We start from the raw sequence: 24,209 nt of genomic DNA on the forward strand, positions 1-24,209 counted from the left end.
GGGGCCGAAAACACAGCCGGGGGTGTCGGTGGTCCGTGAGACCCTTGAGGGGTACCTGACCGCCGAACCGGTTGCCCATGGGGACTGCGGCGCGCGCCGCGGATCCGCAGCGAGCCAGCGCCCCTGCCCGGCCGGAGAGGCTGCCCTCAAAACGGAAAGCCGCTTGTGACCGCCACGGACCGCTCCATCGAGCTCATCAACGCCGCCGCCCAGGCCGCGGCCGACAAGCTCGCGCACGACATCATCGCGTACGACGTCAGTGACGTCCTCTCGATCACCGATGCCTTCCTGCTGGCCTCGGCGCCCAGCGACCGCCAGGTCAAGTCGATCGTCGACGAGATCGAGGAACGCCTCAACAAGGACCTCGGTGCCAAGCCGGTCCGCCGCGAGGGCGACCGCGAGGCCCGCTGGGTGCTGCTCGACTACGTCGACATCGTGGTGCACGTCCAGCACAGCGAGGAGCGTGTCTTCTACGCGCTCGAACGCCTGTGGAAGGACTGCCCCGAGATCGACCTCCCCGAGGAGGCCAAGGCCACCCGCGGCAAGGCCGCCGAGCACGCCGACGCCACGGCGGGCGAACAGGACGGTGAGCTGCTCTGAACGGCACCAAGAGCGGCCAGGGGCGCCGCATCGTCCTCTGGCGCCATGGCCAGACCGCCTGGAATCTGGAGCGCCGCTTCCAGGGCTCGACGGACATCGGGCTGACCGAGGCGGGCGTCTCCCAGGCGCGGCGCGCCGCCCGGCTCCTCGCCGCCCTCCGGCCGGACGCCATCATCGCCTCCGACCTGGAGCGGGCGGCGGCCACGGCGGGCGAGCTGGCCGCGCTGACCCGGCTGGACGTGACGCATGACGCGGCCCTGCGGGAGACCTACGCGGGCTCCTGGCAGGGGCTGACGCACGAGGAGATCCTCGCGCGCTACGGCGAGCAGTACACCGCCTGGAAGCGCGGTGAGCCGGTGCGCCGCGGCGGCGGCGAGCTGGAGACCGAGGTCGCCGACCGGGCCGCCCCGGTCGTCCTCAACCACGCCGACAAGCTCCCCGAGAACGGCACCCTGGTCGTGGTCAGCCACGGCGGCACGATCCGTACCACCATCGGGCGGCTGCTCGGCCTGGAGGCCCACCACTGGGAGGGCCTGGGCGGTCTGTCGAACTGCTGCTGGTCCGTGCTGGGCGAGGGCGCGCGCGGCTGGCGCCTGATGGAACACAACGCCGGCACCCTGCCGGAGCCGGTGCTCGGCGACGACGACTGAGCCCGCCGGGCGGCCCGGCCGGACCGGATTTCACATCTGGGCAGGTCGCAGGCTAAAGTTCTTCTTGTTCGCGGCGCCGCCGGGGGAAAACCCCGGGGGAGCGGAACAAGACCCGGGGCTATAGCTCAGTTGGTAGAGCGCCTGCATGGCATGCAGGAGGTCAGGAGTTCAATTCTCCTTAGCTCCACAACCCGGATGATCCCGTCTCCTCTTGGAGGCGGGATCTCTGCGTTGTACGGGCCGCGCGGTACGGGGCCGCTGTGTGGGCGCTGCCGTCGGCCACGGTGGCGCGAAGGCGGCCCTGACCCGGCCCGCGGTCCGTGGCAGAATCGGCGGCGCCGGCAGGGGAGGAGAGATCGCGATGCCCACGAGCATCCTTGAGGAGGTCAATGACCTGCTCGACGTGGCCGAGGCGCAGGGCTATGACTGGCTGCCGGAGTATGCGCTCCGTTTCACCTGCCCCGTTGACGGTCCCGCCTCCGTGTGCAACAGCGACGGTACTGCTCTCCAGTGCCCCTCGTGCGGCTCCTCCCATGTCGCACAGGTGCTGGGCGACAACGGGGGCGTTTCCTTCGTTTGTACGGCCTGCGGCCACAGTTGGAGCTGATGGATGGGCGCCCACAGCAGGAAATGTGACTGGTGCGGCAGCGGTACGCCGATCGTCCGGGACATGGAACCGGTCAACGCGGACTACCAGTACTGGTGCGAGGAATGCGCCCGCGCCCTGGTCATAAAAGGCGACCCCATCGAGACCTACCGGGAGCTCGACGGGGAGCCGATCTACGGGCGGCTGCTGGACGAGCACTGCACGCTGAAGCGTTTCTACTCGTTCGCCACGGCCTGAGCGGACCGCCGCCCCCAGGGCACAGCGGACGGAGCGGGCCCCCTCCTTGACGCCGTCTCAGGCGGTTCCGGGCAGTTCCGGACGCTTTCGGTCAGACGGAACTGCCGTCGGCGGAGCGGGCGTTGTGACGGATATGAGAAAGCCACCGCGCAATTCCGCCGTGCGGGCGCCTGGTTCAGATACCGCGGCCCGTCTCGGCCGACGGGAGTGCGTCGCCGTGTCCCGCCCGCCCCCCGATCCGCCACAGCCGGGCCCCGGTCAGTGCCAGCAGCGTGAGACCGGCGAGCGGATAGCTGCCGGAGAGCAGCATCTGCAGGCCGTTCTGCTGCAGTTCCTCGTGCTGGTGCCAGCGGTGCGGCACCCACCACAGCGCGAACGAGCAGAAGAGCAGCCCCAGGCCACCGGTCGTCATCCACCAGCGGCGGGCCGTGGCGCCCGTCCGGTGCAGCGCCTCGGAGCCGAGCAGGATCAGGATCGGTACGCACCACACCCAGTGGTGAGACCAGGAGATCGGGCTGACCAGCAGCGCGGTCGCCGCGCAGGCGACGGCCGCCCAGGCACGCTGCCCGCGCAGCAGCGACCCGACCGCCAGCGCCAGACCCACGGCCCCCGTCAGACCGGCGACCACGGCCCAGGCGGCGCCGGGGTCATGGGTGTGCAGCAGCCGGGCGAGGGCGCCGCGCAGCGACTGGTTCGCGGTGATCTCCACCTCACCGACCCGGTCGGCGGCGTACACGATCTCGGTCCAGAAGCGGTAGGAGTCGCGCGGCAGCGCGAGCGCGGAGAGGAGCGCGGTGGCCAGGAAGGTGGCGGTGGCGACGGCGGCCTGCCGCAGCCAGGGGTTCCAGGCGGCGCGGACGCCCGCGCCGGAGCGCAGCAGCTGCCCGGCGCGGACGGCGCCGGCCAGCGCGAGAAACACCGCGAACAGCGCCGGGGTCAGCTTGATCCCGGCCGCGACACCGATGCCGATGCCCGCGAGCCGCCGGGTGTCCGCGCGGGTCAGGTCCCACAGCACCAGCACGGCGATCAGCAGATTGATCTGGCCGTAGCGCAGCGTCGTCCAGACCGGTTCGCACCACACCAGCAGCGCCGAGATCGCGAACGCCGCGGCGGGCCGGGGCAGCCGACGGGGCCGCCCGGCCAGCCGCAGTGAGAGGTGGACGACGCCGATGAGCAGCAGCAGGTTGCCGGCGGTGGCGACGGTGCGCATTTCCGGGACCCCGAGCAGGGTGAGCGGGGTGAACAGCAGGGCCGCGAAGGGCGGGTAGGTGTTGGGCAGGTGCGCCGAGGTCGCCACCATGTCGTAGAGGGACTCGCCGTTGCGGACGGTGAACCCCTCGGCGCGGTAGACCATCAGGTCGATCATGGTCACGTTCAGCAGCCGCTGCACGGTCCAGAAGGCGGCGAAGGAGACCAGGCAGCCGAGGGCGGCCGCGAGGGTCGGGTGCCGGCGGATGATGCCTCTGCCGGGGTGGGCGCCGCCGGCGTCGGTGGACTGCTCCAGCTCCAGCGCGGTCACGGCGTACGACTCCCCAGGACGAATCGGGCACAGATCGCCGACAGTACCGCGCGTCGCACCGCGGGGCCCCCGCCAGAACGATTTGGCAGAAGCCGGGGAGGTCCGTGTAATGTAGGCGATGCCGCAGCGGGGAACCGGGCGGGAACAGAATACGGGGCTATAGCTCAGTTGGTAGAGCGCCTGCATGGCATGCAGGAGGTCAGGAGTTCAATTCTCCTTAGCTCCACAGTGAACGAAGCGGGTCGTCCGAAATGGGCGGCCCGCTTCGTCGTGTGCGTGCCTACGGGGTGTACGGGGCATGGGGGCGCCCCGGGGGGCAACCGCCGGGAGTGCTTCCGGCGTTGCGCTGGTATCCGGCCAGTGGCGCGTCCGCCATGGCGAGTTGACCGTTCGCTCCGTGTTCCTTCCTGCTTCTTCCTGACCAGTCCTTGCCGTTCCTTGGGCTCATCTTGGTGACCGCATGTCCCTGACATGAACGGTTCACCGAAAGAGTGGCGCATCGCGTGAGCCTCACCTCTCACGCTTCACCGCTTGTGCGGTGCCGCACACCGGCACAACGGCGCAGCGCGGCACCCCACAGCGCACCGCATCGCCACCCAGGGGGTTCCATGAGATCAAGCCGCACCAGATCACCGCGCGCCCGCGCCGGTCTGGCATGGGCCGCGACGCTGCCGCTGGTCGCCGGGGCGCTCGCGCTCGGTGCGCCCGCCGCCGGTGCCGCGGGCCACGACGGCGGCCGGCACGCGCTGCTGGGCACCAAGCCGCTGTGGGCCACCCGGCAGGCCGACCAGGGCGCCACCGCCGCCTCCGCGGCCGTCACCGCCCGCGTCTACCTGGCCGGCCGCGACGCCAAGGGGCTCGCGGAGCGCGCGAGGGCCGTGTCCGACCCGCACTCCGCCGCGTACGGGAAGTATCTGAGCCCCGCCCAGGTGCGTGCCCACTACGGCGCCACACAGGGCCAGATAGCCAAGGTGACCGACTGGCTGAAGACGTCCGGCCTGACGGTCACCGGCACCACCAACCGGTATCTGACGGTGCGGGGGGACGCGGCCGCCGCCGAGCGCGCCTTCGCCGTCGACCTGCACAATTACCGCAAGGGCGGGCACACTTACCACGCCCCGTCGGCCACCGCCTCCGCGCCCGCCTCGCTGGCCGACGCGGTACTGACGGTCACCGGCCTGGACAACGCGCCCCGGATGGCCAGGCACCACTCCAGTGAACTGCCGCCGCCGGAAGGTGTCTTCCGTAACTCCGGCCCGTTCTCCTCGTACTACGGTTCCAGGACGGACAAGAAGCTGCCGTCCGCCTACGGGAGCAAGGCGCCGTACGCGATCAAGGGCTATACCGGCAGGCAGCTGCGCGCCGCCTACGGGGCGAAGAAGTGGACCGGCAAGAACGTCACCGTGGCGATCACCGACGCCTACGCCTCGCCGACCATCGCCAAGGACGCGGACACCTACGCCGCCCGGAACGGCGACCCCCGTTACCGCCGCGGCCAGCTCTCCCAGGTGCTTCCCGAGGACTACACGCACATCAAGGACTGCGGCGCGGCCGGCTGGTACGGCGAAGAGACCCTCGATGTCGAGGCCGTGCACGCCGTCGCCCCCGACTCCGACATCGTCTACGTCGGCGGCGCCTCCTGTATGGACGACGATCTGCTCGACTCGCTCGGCAAGATCGTCGACGGGCACCTCGCCGATATCGTCTCCAACTCCTGGGGCGACATCGAGGCGAATGAGACCCCGGACGTGGCCGCCGCCTACGACCAGATCTTCCAGCAGGGCGCGGTGCAGGGCATCGGCTTCTACTTCTCGTCCGGCGACAACGGTGACGAGGTCGCGAACACCGGCACCAAACAGGTCGACACCCCGGCGAACTCCGCGTGGGCGACCGCCGTCGGCGGCACCTCTCTGGCCGTCGGCAAACACGACGCGTACCAGTGGGAGACCGGCTGGGGCACCCGGAAGGCGGCGCTCTCCCAGGACGGCCACGACTGGACCGGCTTCCCCGGCACTTTCAACGGCGGCGCGGGTGGCGGCACCAGCAAGACCGTCGCGCAGCCCTTCTACCAGCGCGGAGTCGTTCCGGACGGGCTCGCGAAGGCGAACGGCGGCGGCGCGATGCGCACCGTCCCGGACATCGCCGCGGTCGCCGACCCCAACACCGGCTTCCTGGTCGGCCAGACCCAGACCCTGCCGGACGGATCGCTCGGCTACGACGAGTACCGCATCGGCGGCACCTCTCTGGCCGCCCCGGTGATCGCCGGCATCCAGGCGCTCGCCCAGCAGGCCCGGCACGGCGTCGCCCTCGGCTTCGCCAACCCCGGCATCTACCAGCGCTACGGCACCGCCGCCTACCACGACGTCACCGATCACCCGCTGGGCGCCGGCCGTGACCTGGCGGTCGTCCGCGTCGACTACGTCAACGGCACCGACGCGAGCAAGGGCACCACGACCTCGCTGCGCAGCCTGGGCCAGGACAGCTCCCTGCGTGCGGTCGTCGGCTACGACGACGTCACCGGGGTGGGTACACCCGGCGTCGGCTATGTGAGCTCCTACCGCCCCTGACACCAGGGCGCGGCCCCGCCTCCCCGCGTCGGCCGTGCCCCCGGTGGCGCGGCGGCGGGAGGCCGGGGTAGCCGGGGCGGGGCCCGCATGGGGGTGTTCCCAGCGCGGGCCCCGTACGCCCTGCGGTACCCTGACGCCATGCGTGCCGTACGCCTTCTGCTTAGCGGGCCGCGCTGATCAGTACCGACGGATGACAGAACCCGTCGGCATCGGCGCGGCGTCCCCTCCTGTGCGAGGGGCCTTTTTGTTTCCGGCGCGCCGGGGATCTGGCGCGCTTCCGCTGGCAGAGACGATCGATGGAGCTTTGAGGACGATGAGCGAGACGACCAACTCCCCCGCTGCCGGAAGTGCGGGAGGTGCCCCCGAGACGGCGGCGCCGCACCGCTATACGGCCGCGCTGGCCGCCGACATCGAGGCACGCTGGCAGGACTTCTGGGCGGCGGACGGGACCTACGAGGCCCCGAACCCCAAGGGCGACCTGGCGGGCGACGCCGGGACGGTGGCCCGCCCCAAGAAGTTCATCATGGACATGTTCCCCTACCCGTCGGGCGCCGGGCTGCACGTCGGGCACCCGCTGGGCTTCATCGCCACCGACGTTTACGCCCGCCACCAGCGCATGACGGGCCACAACGTCCTGCACACCCTGGGCTTCGACGCCTTCGGTCTGCCCGCCGAGCAGTACGCGGTGCAGACCGGCACCCACCCGCGGGTCTCCACCGAGGCCAACATCGTGAACATGCGGCGCCAGCTGCGCCGCCTGGGCCTGGGCCACGACCCGCGCCGCTCGGTCGAGACGATCGACCCGGCGTACTACAAGTGGACCCAGTGGATCTTCCTGCAGATCTTCAACTCCTGGTACGACCCGGAGGCGGACGCCGCCCGCCCGATCGACACCCTGGCCGCCCAGTTCGAGGCCGGTCACCGCCCGACCCCCGACGGGAGGGCCTGGAGCGAGCTGAGCCCCATCGAGCGGGCCAACATCCTGGGCGAGTACCGACTGGCGTACGCCTCGGACGCACCGGTCAACTGGTGCCCCGGACTGGGCACGGTGCTGGCCAACGAGGAGGTCACCGCCGACGGCCGCTCCGAGCGCGGCAACTACCCGGTCTTCAAGGCCAAGCTGCGCCAGTGGAACATGCGCATCACCGCCTACGCCGACCGGCTGCTGAACGGCCTGGACGCGCTGGACTGGCCCGAGGCCATCAAGCTGCAGCAGCGCAACTGGATCGGCCGCTCCGAGGGCGCCCGGGTCGACTTCCCGGTGGGCGACGACAAGATCACCGTCTTCACCACCCGCCAGGACACCCTGTTCGGCGCGACGTACATGGTGCTGGCACCCGAGCACCCGCTGGTCGCCGGCGCCGACAACGGCACCGGAACCGGCCCGATCGTCCCGGACGCCTGGCCCGAGGGCACCCACGACGTGTGGACCGGCGGCCACGCCACCCCCGGCGACGCCGTTGCCGCCTACCGCAAGCAGGCCGCCTCCAAGTCGGACGTCGAGCGGCAGGCCGAGGCCAAGGACAAGACCGGTGTTTTCACCGGCGCCTTCGCCACCAACCCGGTCAGCGGCGAACAGGTCCCCGTCTTCATCGCCGATTACGTCCTGATGGGCTACGGCACCGGCGCGATCATGGCCGTCCCCGCCCACGACAGCCGCGACTTCGCCTTCGCCCGCGCTTTCGAGCTGCCGATGCGCTGTGTCGTCGAGCCGTCGGACAACCGCGGTACCGACCCCTCGACCTGGGACGACGCCTTCGCCTCGTACGACGCGAAGATCGTCAACTCGTCCGGCAAGGACATCTCGCTGGACGGCCTGGGGGTGACCGAGGCCAAGGCGAAGATCACCGACTGGCTGGCCGCCCAGGGCATCGGCGAGGGCACCGTCAACTTCCGGCTGCGCGACTGGCTGTTCAGCCGGCAGCGCTACTGGGGTGAGCCGTTCCCGATCGTCTACGACGAGGACGGTGTGGCGCACGCGCTGCCCGAGTCGATGCTGCCGCTGGAGCTGCCCGAGGTCGAGGACTACTCCCCGCGGACCTTCGACCCGGACGACGCCGACACCCAGCCGGAGACCCCGCTGTCCCGCAACGAGGACTGGGTCCATGTCGACCTGGACCTGGGCGACGGCATCAAGCGCTACCGCCGCGAGACCAACACCATGCCCAACTGGGCGGGTTCGTGCTGGTACGAGATGCGCTACCTGGACCCCCACAACGGCGACGCACTGGTCGACCCGGAGATCGAGCAGTACTGGATGGGCCCGCGCGAGGGGCAGCCGGCCGGTGGCGTCGACCTGTACGTGGGCGGCGCGGAGCACGCCGTACTGCACCTGCTGTACGCCCGCTTCTGGTCCCAGGTGCTGTTCGACCTGGGCCATGTCTCGTCGTCCGAGCCGTTCCACAAGCTGTACAACCAGGGCATGATCCAGGCCTTCGTCTACCGGGACAGCCGCGGCATCGCCGTCCCGGCCGCCGAGGTCGAGGAGCGCGACGGCGGCTACTACTACCAGGGCGAGAAGGTCAGCCGCGTCCTGGGCAAGATGGGCAAGTCCCTGAAGAACGCCGTCACTCCCGACGAGATCTGCGCCGAGTACGGTGCGGACACCCTGCGCCTGTACGAAATGGCGATGGGCCCGCTGGACGTGTCGCGCCCGTGGGACACCCGGGCCGTCGTCGGCCAGTACCGCCTGCTGCAGCGCCTGTGGCGCAACGTCGTCGACGAGGCGACCGGCGAGGTCACCGTCGTCGACAGCGAGCCGGACGAGGCCACGCTGCGTGCCCTGCACAAGGCGATCGACGGGGTCAGCCAGGACATGGCGAACCTGCGCTTCAACACCGCCATCGCCAAGGTGACCGAGCTGAACAACCACCTGACCAAGGCGGGCACGCCGGTCCCGCGCACGGTCGCGGAACAGCTGGTGCTGCTGATCGCCCCGCTGGCGCCGCACATCGCCGAGGAGCTGTGGCGCAAGCTGGGCCACACCGACTCCGTGGTGCACGCGGACTTCCCGGTGGCCGACCCGGCGTACGTCGTGGACGAGACCGTGACCTGCGTCGTGCAGATCAAGGGCAAGGTCAAGGCGCGCCTGGAGGTCGCCCCGTCGATCTCCGACGCCGACCTGGAGGCGACGGCCCTGGCCGAGCCGGCCGTGGTCGCGGCGCTGGACGGCGCGGGCATCCGGAAGGTCATCGTCCGGGCGCCGAAGCTGGTGAACATCGTTCCGGCGTAGGCCGACGGCGGGCGCCCGGGGCAGGTCCTGGGCGCCCGGCAGCGGGTCCTGAGGGACCCTGCCGGTGCTCCGTGAGCGCCATGGGTGGTTTCCCCTACGGGCAGGTTGGGGGTTCTTTTGGAACCCGCGGCCTGCCCGAGCCGTTTACCGTGGAGGTACAGGGCGCGGGCCGGAAACCGGCGCCGCCAACACATCTGGGGAGAGCCCATGGAAGCCGCCGTCGCCATCATCGGACTGCTCTTCGTGCTGTTCGTTCTGGCCGGGGTTTTCGTCACGGTCAAGGCGGTCAAGGCGGCCAAACGCGGAGTGGACCGCACGGTCGCCCAGGCCCGCCGAACCGTCGAGGACACCACCCTCCGGGCCCGGCAGATCGCCCAGCCCGGCGTGGTCGGCGAACTGGCACAGCTGCGGCTCTCGCTGCGCACCTCCATGCGCGCCACCCAGGAGGTGCTGCGCGGGGGATCGCCGGACGACGCCTCCCTCAGCGAGGCGATCGGCCTCTTCGAGCGCCTGAGCGCCCACGGCCATGAGCTGGACGACGAGCTCAAGCGGCTGGAACGCGAGCCCGACCGGGCCACCATCGGTGCCCGCCTCCCGGACCTCCGGGAGCGCCTGGAGCGGATCACGCACTCCGCGGAGTCGCTGCGCTGGGCCGCGCGCGACCGCGCGCGCAGGTTCGCGGAAGACGATCTGGCCTCGCTGAGCGACCAGATCGATGTGGAGGCGGGGGCGCTGCGGCACTGGACCCGGGTCGAGGACGCCACGGACCCGCTGCGGGACCCGGTACCGGACCGCCCGCAGAGCGCCTCGGTACCGGGAGAGACGAAGAGCCCCGGGCAAGGGCAGCCGACCGAAGGGCACGCACGGTCCGGTGCCGCCGCCGGCCCTTCCGGTGCCGCCGCCCGCTCCTGGGGCCCGACCCCCGAGGACCCGCCGGCGATCACCGCCCGGGACCCGCGCACCCAGCCGTCCTACCCGTGGCAGAAGGCACCGCGGACGGAGGACACGACCAGATGAGGCCATAGCGGCAGGAGGAGGAGCGGCGAGGGGTGGGGTGGGGGTGGGGCCCCGGGGGGAGAGAGTGGCGGCCATGACGCCCTCGCGCAGCCCAGAGCCTCGGTGGCCGCACCTCTCGGTGGGCTCTTGGCAGAGCCTTGGGTAAACCTGGAGGATCTTGGGGAGGGGCCCGCACTGTGCGGCGTCCGGATCCCCGGATAACCTCCCTGTCATGTCCCGCCATGTCGCGATCGTCACCGATTCCACGGCCTACTTGCCGCGGACGGCTATCGAGCGTCACCACATCACGGCCGTGCCACTGACCGTCGTCCTGGGGGACCAGGCCCTGGAAGAGGGCACCGAAATCTCCGCGAGATCCCTCGCACAGGCGCTGCAGAAGCGCCGGGCCGTGACGACCTCCCGGCCCAGCCCCGAGACATTCGCGGAGACCTACCGCAAGGTCGCGGCAACCGGCGTCAGCGGGATCGTTTCGCTCCACCTCTCCTCGGAATTCTCCGGCACCTACGACGCGGCGGTGCTGGCGGCCAAGGAAGCTCCGGTCCCCGTACGCGTCGTGGACACCGGAATGGTGGCGATGGCGCTCGGGTTCTGCGCCCTCGCGGCGGCGGAGACAGCGGAGGCCGGCGGGGACGTGGACGACGCGGTCGCCGCGGCGGAGAAGCGTGCGGCGGGTACCTCCGCCTATTTCTACGTCGACACTCTCGACTATCTGCGCCGCGGTGGCCGGATCGGCGCGGCGCAGGCGCTGCTGGGCTCCGCGCTCGCCGTCAAACCGCTTCTGCAACTGGCCGACGGGCGGATCGAGCTGCTGGAGAAGGTCCGTACGGCGTCCAAGGCCATCGCGCGGCTTGAGGAGATCGCCGAGGAGCGGGCGGGTGGAGGGCAGGTCGATATCGCGGTCCACCACCTTGCCGCGGCGGAGCGCTCGGAGGCTCTGGCCCAGCGGCTCCGGGAGCGGGTGACCGGGCTCAATGAGCTGCATGTGAGCGAGGTGGGCGCGGTGATCGGGGCGCACACGGGTCCCGGGTTGCTGGGGGTTGTGGTGTCACCGCGGTGAGAGGGGCGGAGGGGTTGGCCGGGTCTCCTGTGGGTGGCGGAGTTATCCACAACTGGGGTGCTATCCACCGGATTTGAGGCTGCTCGGCGAGATCTGCGCGGGGTGCTTAGCGTCGGTCGGTATGAACGTGTATCGAGCTGCTTCGTGGGGATTTCCGGCGTCGGCGGGGGCTTTGGGGCTGGGGGCGGGGCCTTCGGCTTCTGAGGCGGGGCCTTCGGCTTCTTCAGCCTCCTTGCCCTCTTCAGCCTCTTCGGTTCCCTTGGCTTCCTTTGGCTCTTCGGTGGCGTCTGCTCCTTCGGGCTCCTTGTCTGCGTCGTCTGTGTCGTCCGGGTCGGCTCGCTCCGTTCCGCTGGATGGAGCCGCTGCCCCATCCGGCGGGGCGGAGCGGCGGGAGTGGGAGCGGGAGAAGGTGCGGGCCCGGGTTGCGGCGATCTTCGGCGACGCGGGGGAAGCTGCCGCGACCGGGCCGCCGCCTCCAGGGGGTGATCCACCGGGCGCACGCCGTGGGGAGCGGGCGTGGAGTGCGGTACGCGAACGGCTCCCGCTGTGGGTGCAGTTACGGTGTGGCACCGATCCGAAAGCGCTCGCTGCCCTGGTCCTGGTGCTTGTGGTGGCTGTGGGGTTCGCCGTGCAGCACTTCTGGTCGGGGCGCCCCGAGCCGGTACGGGCACCGGCCGCAGAACGGGCAGGAGGGGCACCTGGCTCCGGCCCGCGGGCATCGTCGCTGCCTTCGGCGTCCGTGTCATCATCCGCGAGCGCGGTGGCGAATGGCCCGCCGGGCGGTGCGGGGCGCCAGCTGGTCGTCGATGTCACGGGCAAGGTCCGGCACCCCGGGATTCAGCGGATGCCGCCGGGGTCGCGGGTGGTCGATGCCTTGCGGGCCGCGGGCGGCGTGCTGCGCGGGGCGAATATCCGTGGGCTCAACCGGGCGCGGCTGCTGACCGACGGCGAACAGATTGTGGTCGGTGCGGCTGGTGCGGCTGGTGCGGCTGGTGGCGGGGGCGGAGCCGGAGCCGGTGCGGGTACCGGTTCCGGTGATGTGGGGGCCGGCGGGTCGGGGAGTGCGCCGCCGGGTGCCGGGGGTGGGCCGGGCGGCCCGGTCAGTCTCAGTACGGCGACCGAACAACAGCTTGACTCCCTCCCGGGAGTGGGCCCCGTCCTGGCCCGTCACATCGTCGAATTCCGCAGCCAGCACGGTGGGTTCCGCTCGGTGGACCAGCTTCGTCAGGTGACCGGTATCGGTGATCGCCGTTTCGCTGACCTGCGCCCCCTGGTGGTGCCGTGACCAGCCCTCGCGCCACCGTGCACTGCGCGGCGGCATCGCCGCACGGTGCCTCGGACCCGCATCAAGAGGGCCCGGCCGATCTGCGTCTGGTCGCGCCCGCACTGGCTGCCTGGGCGGCCGCGGCGATCAGCCTGGGCACCCCCGGTGGGGGAGTGGCGATGGCGTGCGGCGTGGCCGGGGTGCTGGCGATCGTCGCGTTACGGGTGGCTGTAGTTCGGCGCAGGGACGAGCGTGAACCAGAAGGGATGGAGGAGCAGTCCGGTGATGCCCCTCGGGCCGAATCCGGTCGGCCTGGAACGGAGTCGCCCAGGCGCCGCCGCGCTCCCCGCCTCCGTTCGGCCGGCTCGTTTGTGGCCCTGGCCGCGGTGTTGCTGTGTGCCGCGGCGGGGGCTGCGTCTGCCGCGCTGCATGCCTCGGATCTGCGGCGTGGGCCGCTCCCGGCGTTTGCGGAGCAGTATGCGCGGGTCACGGTGGATCTGGAGGTGACCGGCGATCCGCGGCTGACCCGGCCCAAGGTGCGCGGATCCCAACGGACGCCCCAGGTCCTGGTGTTCACGGCCGATGCCGTCCGGGTCACGGCGCCGAATGGCGAGATCACCGCCGTCCGCACGCCCACCCTGGTGGTCGTACAGCAGCCCGGAGGAGGGCGCGGCGGCGCGGGCGGCGAGCACGACCGAGCCGAGGGCCGTGGTGGCCGGCAGAACCCCGGGGGCGCAGCGATCGCGGGGGACGCAGCGACCGCGGGCTCGGTCCTTGCCCCGCAGCCCTTGGTCACGGCCGCGCAGGCCCCGGTCGCCGCCTCGCAGGCTTCCGTCACCAGCGGGCAGAGGCCAGTCGTCGCCCCGCGTCAGCCGGGAGAAGAAGATCGTGTCGGCGTTCGTGAGGGCATCGCGTCGGAGTGGCGGGGGTTGCTGCCGTCGACTCGGATTCGGGTCGTGGCGCGGGTGGCGCCGCCGTTGTTGTCGGGCGATCAGGTGGCCGCCGTGCTGCGGGTCACGGCCGATGCGGCGCCGGTGAAGGTGGGTGCGCCGGATGCGTTGCAGCGGTTGGCGGGGAGCCTGCGTGCCGGGCTGCGCGAGGTCACCGGCGGGCTGGGGCCCGATGCCCGAGCGTTGTTGCCGGGCCTGGTGGTGGGGGACACCTCGCGTGTGCCGCCGGATCTGGATGACGCCTTCCGGGCCACCGACCTGACGCATCTGCTGGCCGTGTCCGGCAGCAATCTGACGATTGTGCTCGCCCTGCTCATCGGCCCGCCGCATCTGGCGACCCGTGCCGAGCGCCGTGGGCTGGCGCCGCGCCTCGGGCTGTCGCTGCGCAGCACGGCGGTCATCGGCGGCATGCTCGCCCTCGCGTTCGTCGTGGTGTGCCGCCCGGACCCGAGCGTGCTGCGGGCTGCCGCCTGTGGCCTGATCACGTTGCTCGCCATCGGCACCGGACGCCGCCGCTCGCTGCTCCCCGCGCTCGCCGCCGCGGTCCTGCTGCTCGTGCTCTACGACCCCTGGCTCGCCCGCAACTACGGCTTTCTGCTGTCTGTCCTGGCGACCGGCGCACTGTTGCTGCTCGCGCCGAGGTGGAGCGCCGCACTTCAACGGCGCCGGGTGCCGCCCCGTCTCGCCGAGGTGATCGCCGCCGCTGCTGCCGCTCAGGCGGTCTGCGCACCCGTCGTCGCCGTGCTGGCGGCCCGGGTGGGCCTGGTTGCCGTGCCCTGCAATCTGCTGGCCGAACTGGCGGTGGCACCTGCGACGGTTCTGGGTTTCGCGGCCCTCGCCATGGTTCCGATCGTGCCGCCGGTCGCGCAGGCGCTGGCGTGGTGCGCGGGCTGGCCGGCCGAGTGGATCGCCGGTGTCGCCCGTACGGGAGCGGCGCTGCCGGGGGCGGAGTTCGCCTGGCCGGGCGGCTGGGCCGGTGGGCTGGCGCTGGCGGCCGCCTTGGTGGTGCTGGTGCCGGTCGGCCGCAGGGTGCTGCGCCGCCCCTGGTTGTGTGTGCTCTGTGCGCTGGCGTTGATCCTGGCGGTGTGCCGCCCGGCACCGTTCACCCGCATCATCACCGGCTGGCCGCCGCCGGGTTGGCGAGCCGTGGTCTGTGACGTCGGACAGGGCGACGGCCTGGTGCTGGCCGCCGGCGACGGTACGGCGCTGGTGGTGGACACCGGGCCCGAGCCCCAGGCCATCGACCGCTGCCTGACCGACCTCGGCGTCCGCCGTATCCCCCTTCTCGTTCTGACGCACTTCCACGCCGACCATGTGGACGGCCTCCCGGGCGCGCTCCGCGGGCGCTCGGTCGGCGCGATCGAGACCACCACGCTGCAAGAACCTCCGGGGCAGGCGCAGTTCGTGCGCAGTACGGCTGCGGCGGCGCGAGTACCGATCGTCCGTGCCACCCCGGGGGAGCGCCGCCGCTTGGGCCCGCTGACCTGGGAGGTCCTCTGGCCACCCGCCCCGCCCGCTCTTCCCGGCCCCGGCGTTCCCACCTACGGCCCCGGCAGTCCGCACACTCCCGATACTTCCGACAGCCCCGCCGGCCCCAACCCCTTCGACGGCCCCAACGACGCCAGTGTCACTCTGCTGGTGCGTACGGGAGGGCTGACCCTTCTGCTGCTCGGGGACCTCGAACCGCCTGCACAGCAGGGGTTGTTAGCGGCGCACCCCGAGCTCGGTGGCGTCGATGTCCTGAAGGTGGCACATCACGGCTCCGCCTATCAGGACCCGCCGTTGATGCAGCGGCTCGCGCCGCGCCTGGCGCTGATCTCCTGCGGTGCCGACAACCCGTACGGCCATCCGGCGCCCCGCACCATCGCGGCCCTCCGCGCCCAGGGCGCCCGGGTGTTGCGTACAGACACCGACGGGGCCATCGCGATCCTCGGCACGACGGCCGGGCTGTCCGCCACGGTCACCGGCCACCGGGTCGTCAAGGCCCGCCTGGCCAACGGCCCGGGAATCCGGGGCCGTACGCACCTTGGAGCGCCTCACCCCGACGCACGGTTGGCAGGTTGCCGCCGCTCCAGGAAACGCTCCGGTCCCGCAGCCACACGCCACCTGAGACGAGACCTCAGACGCACCACGAGAGGCTACCCGAGAGGCCACCTGAGCGGTCCCCTGCGAAGCCGTCCGAATCGCCACCCGAGGCGGGGCCTGCCTCGCCCCCGTGGCCCGCCCTGCCTCGGCCCCCCGGTTGCCCCGCCGCCCGCCCCCATGGCCTCGGCCCTGCGGCGCCCCCGCGTGATCACAGCAATCGAACAAATGGAGGAAAATCAGGGAACCAGCATCTATAGACTCCAGATCATGAGGATGGGTGAAGGCGTCGAGCGGGGCCCACGCTGCTGTGTGGCGCTGGCCTGGCCCGAAGGGGACGGGCCCGTGCCCGCCGCTCGGCTGGCGGCGTGAGTTGGCCGCGCAGAGCCTTGCCGATGTGATGGCCGGTACGCCCGCCTCGGCGGTGGAACGGACCGCCGCTGGTTTGCTGCGGAGAGGACGCACACCTGATGGATACCGCTGGCACTGATGCCTACCTGGAGCGGATCGGGGTCGAACGCCCGGCTTCCGCCGACGCCGACGCGTTGCATGCGCTGCACCTCAACCATCTGCGCACCGTCCCTTTCGAGAACCTCTCCATCCACCTCGGCGAGGAGATCGTGCTCGCGGAGCAGCCGGTGCTCGACAAGATCGTCGGTGCCCGGCGCGGCGGCTTCTGTTACGAGCTCAACGGCGCGTTCGCGATGCTGCTGGGTGCGCTGGGATACGAGGTCGAGCTGTTGTCCGCGCGGGTGTTCGGCGCCGAGGGGAGGCTTGGGATTCCGTATGACCACCTTGCGCTGCGCGTCCAGACACCCGGTGGGCCGTGGCTCGCGGACGTCGGCTTCGGCAGGCACAGTCATTTTCCCCTGCGCTGGGACAGCCGTGCCGAGCAGGCCGATCCCGGCGGGGTGTTCCGGATCGAGGAGACGGGGGACGGTGATCTCGATGTCCTGAGGGACGGCTCCCCGCAGTACCGCCTCGAACAACGTCCGCGCGCCTACGCCGACTTCGAGGTCGGCTGCTGGTGGAACCGGACCTCGCCCGCATCGCACTTCACCCAGTCCCTGGTGTGCTCACGGCTGACCGAGACCGGCCGGATCACGCTCTCCGGCCGGACGCTCGTGACCAGTGCCGTGGACGGTGCCCGCGAGGAGCGCCCGGTAGCTGCTGACGAGATCCTCGCCGCCTACCGGGAGCACTTCGGGATCGTGCTGGACCGGGAGCCCGTGGTGGGCGCGGTGCCGCCGCCTGAGGCCGGAGCCGAGGGGCGCGCGTAGCGGCCCGTCGTCCGGCCGCCCCGTCGTCCGGCCGCCCCGTTGTCTGGCCGCCCCGTCGTCCGGCCGCCCCGTCATCCGGCCGTGAGGAAGGGCGCGTGGCCGGTCGCTACTCGGCCTCGCGCCAGCCCTCGTACTCCGCCGCGAGGTCGTGCAGCCGCACGGGATCGTGAGCGGCGTCCGGGTCCTCGACGACCACGAGCCACTGCGCGTCCTCGGCGTCGTCCTCACCGGCCAGGGCGTCCCGTACGAGCTGGGGCTCCTCGGTGACACCGAAACGTTCGGTCAGGGCTTCGGCCACCTCCTCTGCCGCGTCGCGGTCGGGCAGCACCAGGACGTGGCGCACAGGTCGTACATCGGGGTGGTGTGGGGCTGCGTCATTCACCCGGACATTGTCCGACAGCGGGAGGGCTGCCCGGTCCGGCAGGGGTCCGGCCCGGTGAGTGTCCGGGCCGGTTGAGCGTCCGGGCCGGGTTGTCAGTGGCACGTGGGATGCTGGACCGCGATGGCCAGGAAGACAGCTCACGATGACCCGCTCGCCCCCGTCACGATCGCGGTGGGCCAGGAAGACCTGCTGTTGGACCGCGCGGTGCAGCAGGTGGTGGCGGCCGCCCGCGCGGCCGATGCGGACACCGATGTGCGCGACCTCACCCCCGATCAGCTGCAGCCCGGCACTCTCGCCGAGCTGACCAGCCCCTCGCTCTTCGCCGAGCGCAAGGTCGTCGTGGTGCGGGCCGCCCAGGACCTGTCGGCGGACACCATCAAGGACGTCAAGGCGTATCTGGGCTCGCCTGCCGAGGAGATCACGCTGGTGCTGCTGCACGCCGGTGGCGCCAAGGGGAAGGGCCTGCTGGACGCGGCCCGTAAGGCCGGGGCGCGGGAAGTGGCCTGCCCCAAGATGACCAAGCCGGCCGACCGGCTGGCCTTCGTACGGGGCGAGTTCCGTGCGACGGGGCGTTCGGCGACGCCTGAGGCATGCCAGTCGCTGGTGGACGCGATCGGCAGCGATCTGCGTGAGTTGGCATCGGCGTGTGCGCAGTTGGCCGCCGATGTCGAGGGCACGATCGACGAGGCCGTCGTGGCGCGCTATTACACGGGCCGGGCGGAGGCATCGAGCTTCACCGTCGCCGACCGTGCCGTCGAGGGCCGGGCCGCCGAGGCGCTGGAGGCCCTGCGCTGGGCGATCGCCACCGGCGTCGCCCCCGTCATGATCACCAGCGCGCTGGCCCAAGGCGTCCGCGCCATCGGCAAGCTGGCCTCCGCCCCGCGCGGCGCCCGCCCCGGCGACCTGGCCCGCGACCTGGGCATGCCGCCGTGGAAGATCGACCGGGTACGGCAGCAGATGCGCGGCTGGTCGGCGGACGGCGTGGCCACGGCGCTGCGCGCGGTGGCGGCGGCCGATGCGGGGGTGAAGGGCGGCGGCGACGATCCCGAGTACGCCCTGGAGAAAGCCGTCGTGACGATCGCACGGGCGGCCCGGTCGCGCTGAGGCGCCCGCCGGGCGCCCCGGGCCTGGGGCGGTAGTGAGGCGGCGGGCCATGCCAGGGCGTGCGCTCAGCGCGCTCTAGCCGGGACCGCGCCCGCGCCCCGCACCGGCCCCGCATAGGGAGCGCGAGACGTTCACCGGGGCTGTGACGCCCGCGCCGCGCACCAGGACCGCACCCGGCATCGTGCCCGCATGCCCGAACAGCTACCCGCACCCTGCGCCGCGCGCGAGCCCCTCAAAGGACCCGTGCTGGACAGCCCCGAGACCCCGGCCCGCGCCGCCCCGAGCACCCGGTGCCCCCACGGAGGCGCCAGCCGGTGCCCCTACGGATGCGCCGCCCACCGAATAGCCGTATCCACCGGCCATGGCCGACCCCTGCGACGGCGTCTGCCGACGACCTGTGACGGCGTCTGCCGACGAAGTCTGCTGCGCGTACGGATCCTGCGGTGCGGACGCCGGACGCCGGACACCGGACGGGGCCGGGCGGCGCGGTGCGGAAAGCTCACACAGCAAAAAGCCCCGCCTCATCCCTGGGGAAGGGGAAGGCGGGGCCCTTGTATCAAGCTGTTGCGGCTTCGTCGGCCATGATGGCCGCCGGAGCCGGGTTGCGCCGCACCCGCGTGGCGAACGCAGGCCGTGTGCGGCGCGGTGGTGCACCGGGCAGGGAGCGGAGAGAGGGGCCGCTGGGTCCCTGTCGGCAGGGGTGCTGCTTGGTATTGCGGGGGGATGAAGATCGGGCCTGGTGAGGCCGGAGATCTTCTTCCGGAGAGGGTCAGCCCTTGAGGGACGCGACCTTCTTCGCCAGCGCCGACTTCTTGTTGGCGGCGGCGTTCTTGTGGATGACACCCTTGCTGACGGCCTTGTCGAGCGTCTTGGCAGCGGCGGCCTGGGCGGTGGTGGCCTTCTGCAGGTCACCGGCCTCCACGGCCTCGCGGGTGCGACGGATCGCGGTCTTCAGAGTGGACTTGACAGCCTTGTTGCGCTGACGAGCCTTCTCGTTGGTCTTGATCCGCTTCATCTGGGACTTGATGTTCGCCACGAAAGAGCCTTTTCAGGTTCGTTGGAGTTTCGAGTGGCGCCTCGTACGAGAGAGGGCACGAAGCGCAGTGGACCAGGCTACCAGCAGGGTCTACGGCCTCCCAAACCGGACCGGACCCACCGCCCGGACGCCGTCCCGATCCCCCGCTCGACGGCCGTCCGCCCCCTGCCCGCCCCGCCCAAACCGGACCGAGCCCCTCGCTCATGGGACGATGGGGGGAGACGTCAATACCCGAGTCCCGCCTACCCGCGTTCACTGAATGGACCCTGCGTGCCCGCGACCCCTACGAACGTGCCGGAGCCGAGCCGTACCGATCCGGCCCTCCTCCGTAACTTCTGCATCATCGCGCACATCGACCACGGCAAGTCGACGCTCGCCGACCGGATGCTTCAGATCACCGGTGTCGTCGACCAGCGGCAGATGCGCGCGCAGTACCTCGACCGCATGGACATCGAGCGCGAGCGCGGCATCACGATCAAGTCCCAGGCGGTCCGGCTGCCCTGGGACCCCTCCGAGGGTGAAGAGGCAAGTGGGACGACCCACATCCTCAACATGATCGACACCCCGGGCCACGTCGACTTCACCTACGAGGTCTCCCGCTCGCTCGCCGCGTGCGAGGGCTGCATCCTCCTCGTCGACGCCGCCCAGGGGATCGAGGCCCAGACCCTCGCCAACCTGTACCTGGCGATGGAGCACGACCTCACGATCATCCCCGTCCTCAACAAGATCGACCTGCCGGCCGCGCAGCCCGAGAAGTTCGCCGCCGAGCTGGCCAATCTGGTCGGCTGCGAGCCGGAGGACGTCCTGCGGGTCTCCGCCAAGACCGGCGTCGGCGTCGCCGAGCTGCTGGACAAGGTCGTCCGCGAGGTGCCGGCCCCGGTCGGTGTCAAGGACGCCCCCGCCCGCGCGATGATCTTCGACTCGGTCTACGACGCCTACCGCGGTGTCGTGACCTATGTGAAGGTCGTCGACGGCACGCTCAGCAAGCGCGAGCGCATCCGGATGATGTCGACCGGCGCCGCGCACGAGCTGCTGGAAATCGGCACGAACTCCCCGGAGATGAAGGCCGCCGACGGACTGTCCGTCGGTGAGGTCGGCTATCTGATCACCGGTGTGAAGGACGTCCGGCAGTCCAAGGTGGGTGACACGATCACCCAGCTCAACAAGGGAGCCGAGGAGCCGCTGGGCGGCTACAAGGACCCGAAGCCGATGGTGTTCTCGGGGCTGTATCCGCTGGACGGCTCCGACTACCCCGAGCTGCGCGACGCCCTCGACAAGCTCCAGCTCAATGACGCCGCGCTGGTCTACGAACCGGAGACCTCCGCGGCCCTGGGCTTCGGTTTCCGCGTCGGCTTCCTGGGCCTGCTGCACCTGGAGGTGATCCGGGAGCGCCTGGAGCGCGAGTTCGGGCTCGATCTGATCGCCACCGCGCCGAACGTGGTCTACCGCGTCGACATGGAGGACCGCACCGAGCACGAGGTCACCAACCCGAGCGAGTTCCCGACGGGCAAGATCGACAAGGTGCATGAGCCGGTCGTCCGGGCCACGATCCTGGCGCCGAGCGAGTTCATCGGCGCGATCATGGAGCTGTGCCAGAACCGCCGCGGCAACCTCCTCGGCATGGACTACCTCTCCGAGGACCGCGTCGAGATCCGCTACACCCTGCCGCTCGCCGAGGTCGTCTTCGACTTCTTCGACCAGCTCAAGTCCAAGACCCGCGGCTATGCCTCGCTGGACTACGAGCCCACCGGCGAGCAGATCGCCGACCTGGTCAAGGTCGACATCCTGCTGCACGGCGACAAGGTCGACGCGTTCTCCGCGATCTGCCACAAGGACAAGGCGTACGCGTACGGCGTGCGGCTGGTCGCCAAGCTGCGCGAGCTGATCCCGCGGCAGAGCTTCGAGGTGCCGATCCAGGCCGCCATCGGCAGCCGGGTCATCGCCCGTGAGACGGTCCGCGCCATCCGGAAGGACGTCCTCGCCAAGTGCTACGGCGGTGACATCTCCCGTAAGCGGAAGCTGCTGGAGAAGCAGAAGGAAGGCAAGAAGCGGATGAAGATGGTCGGCAGCGTCGAGGTCCCGCAGGAGGCCTTCATCGCGGTGCTGTCCTCGGACTCCGACGGCGACGCGAAGGCGAAGAAGTAGCCGCGCAGCCGGTGACGGAGCGCGCAGCCCGTGACGGAGCGCGCAGCCGGTGACGGCGGCCGCGAAGCGGTGGCGGCAGGGCGTCGGTCCCCATGGCGGGGCCGGCGCCCTGCCGGCTTTCGGGTCGGGCGTCGCCGGGGCCGGTCTCCGGGGTGGCCGCCCACCGGGCTGAAGGGGCGGTGCGACGCCGGAGGCGGCACGCATCGGGGCTACTGCCCACCCGGCGTGATCGCTGCCCCCACCCCGTGTGATCTGGTGGGGGTGAGCAGTGCGGAGCGCTATCGGGCTTTGTGTGTGCTACGTGCACCTATCGCATCGGTCGCATCATGAACCGGTAGGTCGCAGCCCCTTACGCGTCGGCGGATCGCGCTCTAGTCTGATCACTGCTCAAAGGTTACTCGCGAGTCACCAGCAACGAAGCGGGCCCCGGAGGACGCCGTGACGGACATCCACACGCTGATCGAAAACCGGCCGCCTTCGGTGGCACATCTCTTCCTGGAGCGGGTAGCGGCCACGCCCGATATCGAGGCCTATCGCTACCCGGTCCCCCCTGCCGCGGGGCAGGGCCCGGACGACTGGAAGGCGATCAGCTGGGCCCAGGCCGCGGACCGGGTCTATGCCATCGCCGCCGGGCTCATCGCGCTCGGCGTACGCCCCGAGGAACGGGTGGCGCTCGCTTCCAACACCCGCGTCGAATGGATCCTCGCCGACCTCGGGGTGCTCTGCTCCGGCGCCGCCACCACCACGGTCTACCCCAGCACCAACGCCGAGGAGACCGCCTACATCCTGGCCGACTCCGGCAGCCGGGTGCTGATCGCGGAGGACGCCGGACAGCTCGCCAAGGCGCGCGAGCGGCGCGCGGAGCTGCCCGAGCTGGCGCATGTCGTCGTCATCGACGAGAAGGGCGCGGAGCCCGCCGAGGGCGATCCGGAGGGCTGGGTGCTCACCCTCGCCGAGCTGGAGAAGCGCGGCACCGCCTATCTGGAGGAGCACCCGGAGTGTGTCAAGGAGCGGGTCGCCGCACTGCGCGCCGACCAGCTGGCCACGCTCATCTACACCTCCGGGACCACCGGCCGTCCCAAGGGCGTCCGGCTGCCGCACGACTGCTGGTCGTATCTGGCCCGTGCGATCCAGTCGACGGGGCTCGTCCATGAGGACGATGTGCAGTACCTCTGGCTGCCGCTGGCGCATGTCTTCGGCAAGGTGCTCACCGCCGGGCAGATCGCGACCGGCCAGGTGATCGCCGTGGACGGCCGGGTCGACAAGATCATCGAGAATCTGCCGGTGGTCCGGCCCACCTACATGGCGGCCGTGCCGCGGATCTTCGAGAAGGTCTACAACGGTGTCGCGGCGAAGGCGCGGGCGGGCGGCGGCGCCAAGTACAAGATCTTCCAGTGGGCGGCCGAGGTGGCCCGCGAGTACGCCAAGACCTCCCAGGACAACTTCCGCCGTACGGGCAGCGCCTCGGTGCCGTTCGCGCTCGCCGCCAAGCACAAGATCGCCGACGCGCTCGTGTACAGCAAGCTGCGGGATGCCTTCGGCGGCCGGCTGCGCGCCGCGGTCTCCGGCTCGGCCGCGCTCGCCCCGGAGATCGGCTACTTCTTCTCCGGCGCCGGCATCCACATCCTGGAGGGCTACGGCCTGACGGAGTCCAGCGCCGCCAGCTTCATCAACCCCGGCGAGGCGTACCGCACCGGCACGGTCGGCAAGCCGCTGCCCGGCACCGAGGTCCGGATCGCCGAGGACGGCGAGATCCTGCTGCGCGGCCCCGGCATCATGGAGGGCTACCACGGCCTGCCCGACAAGACCGCCGAGGTCCTGGAGGCGGACGGCTGGTTCCACACCGGCGACATCGGCGAGCTCTCCCCGGACGGCTATCTGCGGATCACCGACCGCAAGAAGGACCTGATCAAGACCTCGGGCGGCAAGTACATCGCACCGGCCGAGGTGGAGGGCCAGTTCAAGGCGGTCTGCCCGTTCGTCTCCAATGTGCTGGTGCACGGCGCCAACCGGAATTTCTGCACCGCGCTGATCGCCCTCGACGAGCCGACGATCATGACCTGGGCGCAGGAGCACGGCCTGAGCGGCAAGACGTACGCCGAGGTCGTCGCCACCGACCGGGTCCGGGAGCTGATCGACGGCTATGTCGAGCGGGTCAACGAGGGGCTCCAGCGCTGGCAGCAGATCCGGAAGTTCCGGCTGCTGCCGCGTGACCTGGACATCGAGCACGGTGAGGTGACCCCCAGCCTCAAGATCAAGCGGCCTGTGGTGGAGCGGACGTTCAAGGATCTGCTCGACGAGATGTATGCGGGGTCGCGGGAGGCGTAGCCGTACGGGGCGAGGCTGACCTGGCTGCCCCATTACTGCCCTGCTCCGTACCGCCCTGCCCGTACGAGTGAGATCCGGCTGCCGCGGGAACCACCGCGGCAGCCCGACTCGTCCCCGCGGCCGCCCGTCGTCCGTCCTTCGCCCGTCCTTCA

General features: G+C 71.2%; 17 protein-coding genes and 2 tRNA genes. 16 read left to right on the forward strand and 3 right to left on the reverse strand.

Translation table 11 applies throughout. The annotated features are described in order from the left end of the window. Nucleotides 1-165 precede the first annotated feature (165 nt). From rsfS to STRTU_RS23860, 5 genes are all read left to right on the forward strand, one after another. Nucleotides 166-600 carry a ribosome silencing factor gene (gene rsfS / locus STRTU_RS23840; RefSeq protein WP_030082018.1) on the forward strand — a complete coding sequence of 145 codons (435 nt, stop codon included), beginning with the start codon at nucleotides 166-168 and terminating at the stop codon, nucleotides 598-600. Beyond that, entirely contained in the window at nucleotides 597-1,250 is a 654-nt protein-coding gene (locus STRTU_RS23845; RefSeq protein WP_159747182.1) for a histidine phosphatase family protein, read from the forward strand. Before rsfS ends, STRTU_RS23845 begins: the two co-directional genes overlap by 4 nt. Nucleotides 1,251-1,364: 114 nt before the next feature. Beyond that, nucleotides 1,365-1,437: transfer RNA gene (locus STRTU_RS23850), tRNA-Ala, on the forward strand. Nucleotides 1,438-1,611: 174 nt separating this feature from the next. Further along, on the forward strand, nucleotides 1,612-1,857 hold the full coding sequence (locus STRTU_RS23855; protein ID WP_159746000.1) for a hypothetical protein: 246 nt from the start codon (nucleotides 1,612-1,614) through the stop codon (nucleotides 1,855-1,857). A 3-nt stretch (nucleotides 1,858-1,860) separates the two neighbouring features. Next, nucleotides 1,861-2,094 (forward strand): hypothetical protein, encoded by a 234-nt coding sequence (locus STRTU_RS23860; RefSeq protein ID WP_004571982.1) that lies wholly within the window; start codon nucleotides 1,861-1,863, stop codon nucleotides 2,092-2,094. A 175-nt stretch (nucleotides 2,095-2,269) separates the two neighbouring features. Here STRTU_RS23860 and STRTU_RS23865 read toward each other — a convergent pair whose 3' ends face one another. After that, nucleotides 2,270-3,613: a glycosyltransferase 87 family protein gene (locus tag STRTU_RS23865; RefSeq protein WP_159746002.1), complete on the reverse strand. Its 1,344-nt coding sequence runs from the start codon at nucleotides 3,611-3,613 to the stop codon at nucleotides 2,270-2,272. A 153-nt stretch (nucleotides 3,614-3,766) separates the two neighbouring features. Between STRTU_RS23865 and STRTU_RS23870 the strand changes: the two genes are divergently transcribed. The 8 genes from STRTU_RS23870 to STRTU_RS23905 all read left to right on the forward strand — a co-directional run bounded on the left by STRTU_RS23870 (nucleotide 3,767) and on the right by STRTU_RS23905 (nucleotide 17,062). Then, nucleotides 3,767-3,839 (forward strand) — tRNA-Ala (locus STRTU_RS23870). A gap of 382 nt (nucleotides 3,840-4,221) precedes the next feature. Beyond that, entirely contained in the window at nucleotides 4,222-6,180 is a 1,959-nt protein-coding gene (locus STRTU_RS23875; protein WP_159746004.1) for a S53 family peptidase, read from the forward strand. A gap of 313 nt (nucleotides 6,181-6,493) precedes the next feature. Beyond that, a complete protein-coding gene (locus STRTU_RS23880) occupies nucleotides 6,494-9,412 on the forward strand; it encodes a leucine--tRNA ligase (RefSeq protein ID WP_159746006.1) in 2,919 nt (972 codons plus the stop codon). 207 nt (nucleotides 9,413-9,619) lie between these two features. Further along, nucleotides 9,620-10,429, forward strand: coding sequence for a hypothetical protein (locus STRTU_RS23885; RefSeq protein WP_159746008.1), 810 nt, complete (start codon nucleotides 9,620-9,622; stop codon nucleotides 10,427-10,429). Between the two features lie 211 nt (nucleotides 10,430-10,640). Next, a complete protein-coding gene (locus STRTU_RS23890) occupies nucleotides 10,641-11,486 on the forward strand; it encodes a DegV family protein (RefSeq protein WP_159746010.1) in 846 nt (281 codons plus the stop codon). 739 nt (nucleotides 11,487-12,225) lie between these two features. Beyond that, nucleotides 12,226-12,771, forward strand: coding sequence for a ComEA family DNA-binding protein (locus tag STRTU_RS35985; RefSeq protein ID WP_308789387.1), 546 nt, complete (start codon nucleotides 12,226-12,228; stop codon nucleotides 12,769-12,771). Then, complete coding sequence (locus STRTU_RS23900) at nucleotides 12,768-16,154, forward strand: ComEC/Rec2 family competence protein (RefSeq protein WP_246241126.1); 3,387 nt, start codon at nucleotides 12,768-12,770, stop codon at nucleotides 16,152-16,154. The genes STRTU_RS35985 and STRTU_RS23900 overlap by 4 nt, the downstream gene beginning before the upstream one ends. A gap of 98 nt (nucleotides 16,155-16,252) precedes the next feature. Continuing rightward, entirely contained in the window at nucleotides 16,253-17,062 is an 810-nt protein-coding gene (locus tag STRTU_RS23905; RefSeq protein WP_159746012.1) for an arylamine N-acetyltransferase family protein, read from the forward strand. Nucleotides 17,063-17,168: 106 nt separating this feature from the next. Here STRTU_RS23905 and STRTU_RS23910 read toward each other — a convergent pair whose 3' ends face one another. Then, a complete protein-coding gene (locus STRTU_RS23910) occupies nucleotides 17,169-17,444 on the reverse strand; it encodes a hypothetical protein (protein ID WP_246241129.1) in 276 nt (91 codons plus the stop codon). A 120-nt stretch (nucleotides 17,445-17,564) separates the two neighbouring features. On the opposite strand from STRTU_RS23910, the gene holA reads away from it, so the two are divergent. Continuing rightward, complete coding sequence (gene holA / locus STRTU_RS23915; RefSeq protein ID WP_159746013.1) at nucleotides 17,565-18,548, forward strand: DNA polymerase III subunit delta; 984 nt, start codon at nucleotides 17,565-17,567, stop codon at nucleotides 18,546-18,548. A 769-nt stretch (nucleotides 18,549-19,317) separates the two neighbouring features. On the opposite strand, the gene rpsT is transcribed toward holA, so the two are convergent. Then, nucleotides 19,318-19,584, reverse strand: coding sequence for a 30S ribosomal protein S20 (gene rpsT, locus STRTU_RS23920; RefSeq protein WP_018088219.1), 267 nt, complete (start codon nucleotides 19,582-19,584; stop codon nucleotides 19,318-19,320). A 270-nt stretch (nucleotides 19,585-19,854) separates the two neighbouring features. Here rpsT and lepA point away from each other — a divergent pair, with 270 nt between their 5' ends. Further along, nucleotides 19,855-21,729 carry a translation elongation factor 4 gene (gene lepA, locus STRTU_RS23925; protein ID WP_159746014.1) on the forward strand — a complete coding sequence of 625 codons (1,875 nt, stop codon included), beginning with the start codon at nucleotides 19,855-19,857 and terminating at the stop codon, nucleotides 21,727-21,729. 438 nt (nucleotides 21,730-22,167) lie between these two features. After that, nucleotides 22,168-24,057: an AMP-dependent synthetase/ligase gene (locus tag STRTU_RS23930; protein WP_159746015.1), complete on the forward strand. Its 1,890-nt coding sequence runs from the start codon at nucleotides 22,168-22,170 to the stop codon at nucleotides 24,055-24,057. Nucleotides 24,058-24,209: the final 152 nt, after the last annotated feature.

Origin of the sequence: Streptomyces tubercidicus (genome assembly GCF_027497495.1) — a bacterium.
Taxonomy (GTDB): domain Bacteria; phylum Actinomycetota; class Actinomycetes; order Streptomycetales; family Streptomycetaceae; genus Streptomyces; species Streptomyces tubercidicus.

Coding starts and splice junctions, on each gene's coding strand:
- STRTU_RS23855 (WP_159746000.1), top strand. CDS start 1,612: ATGCCCACGAGCATCCTTGAGGAGGTCAATGACCTGCTCGACGTGGCC.
- STRTU_RS23860 (WP_004571982.1), top strand. CDS start 1,861: ATGGGCGCCCACAGCAGGAAATGTGACTGGTGCGGCAGCGGTACGCCG.
- STRTU_RS23875 (WP_159746004.1), top strand. CDS start 4,222: ATGAGATCAAGCCGCACCAGATCACCGCGCGCCCGCGCCGGTCTGGCA.
- STRTU_RS23880 (WP_159746006.1), top strand. CDS start 6,494: ATGAGCGAGACGACCAACTCCCCCGCTGCCGGAAGTGCGGGAGGTGCC.
- STRTU_RS23885 (WP_159746008.1), top strand. CDS start 9,620: ATGGAAGCCGCCGTCGCCATCATCGGACTGCTCTTCGTGCTGTTCGTT.
- STRTU_RS23890 (WP_159746010.1), top strand. CDS start 10,641: ATGTCCCGCCATGTCGCGATCGTCACCGATTCCACGGCCTACTTGCCG.
- STRTU_RS23905 (WP_159746012.1), top strand. CDS start 16,253: ATGGATACCGCTGGCACTGATGCCTACCTGGAGCGGATCGGGGTCGAA.
- holA (WP_159746013.1), top strand. CDS start 17,565: ATGGCCAGGAAGACAGCTCACGATGACCCGCTCGCCCCCGTCACGATC.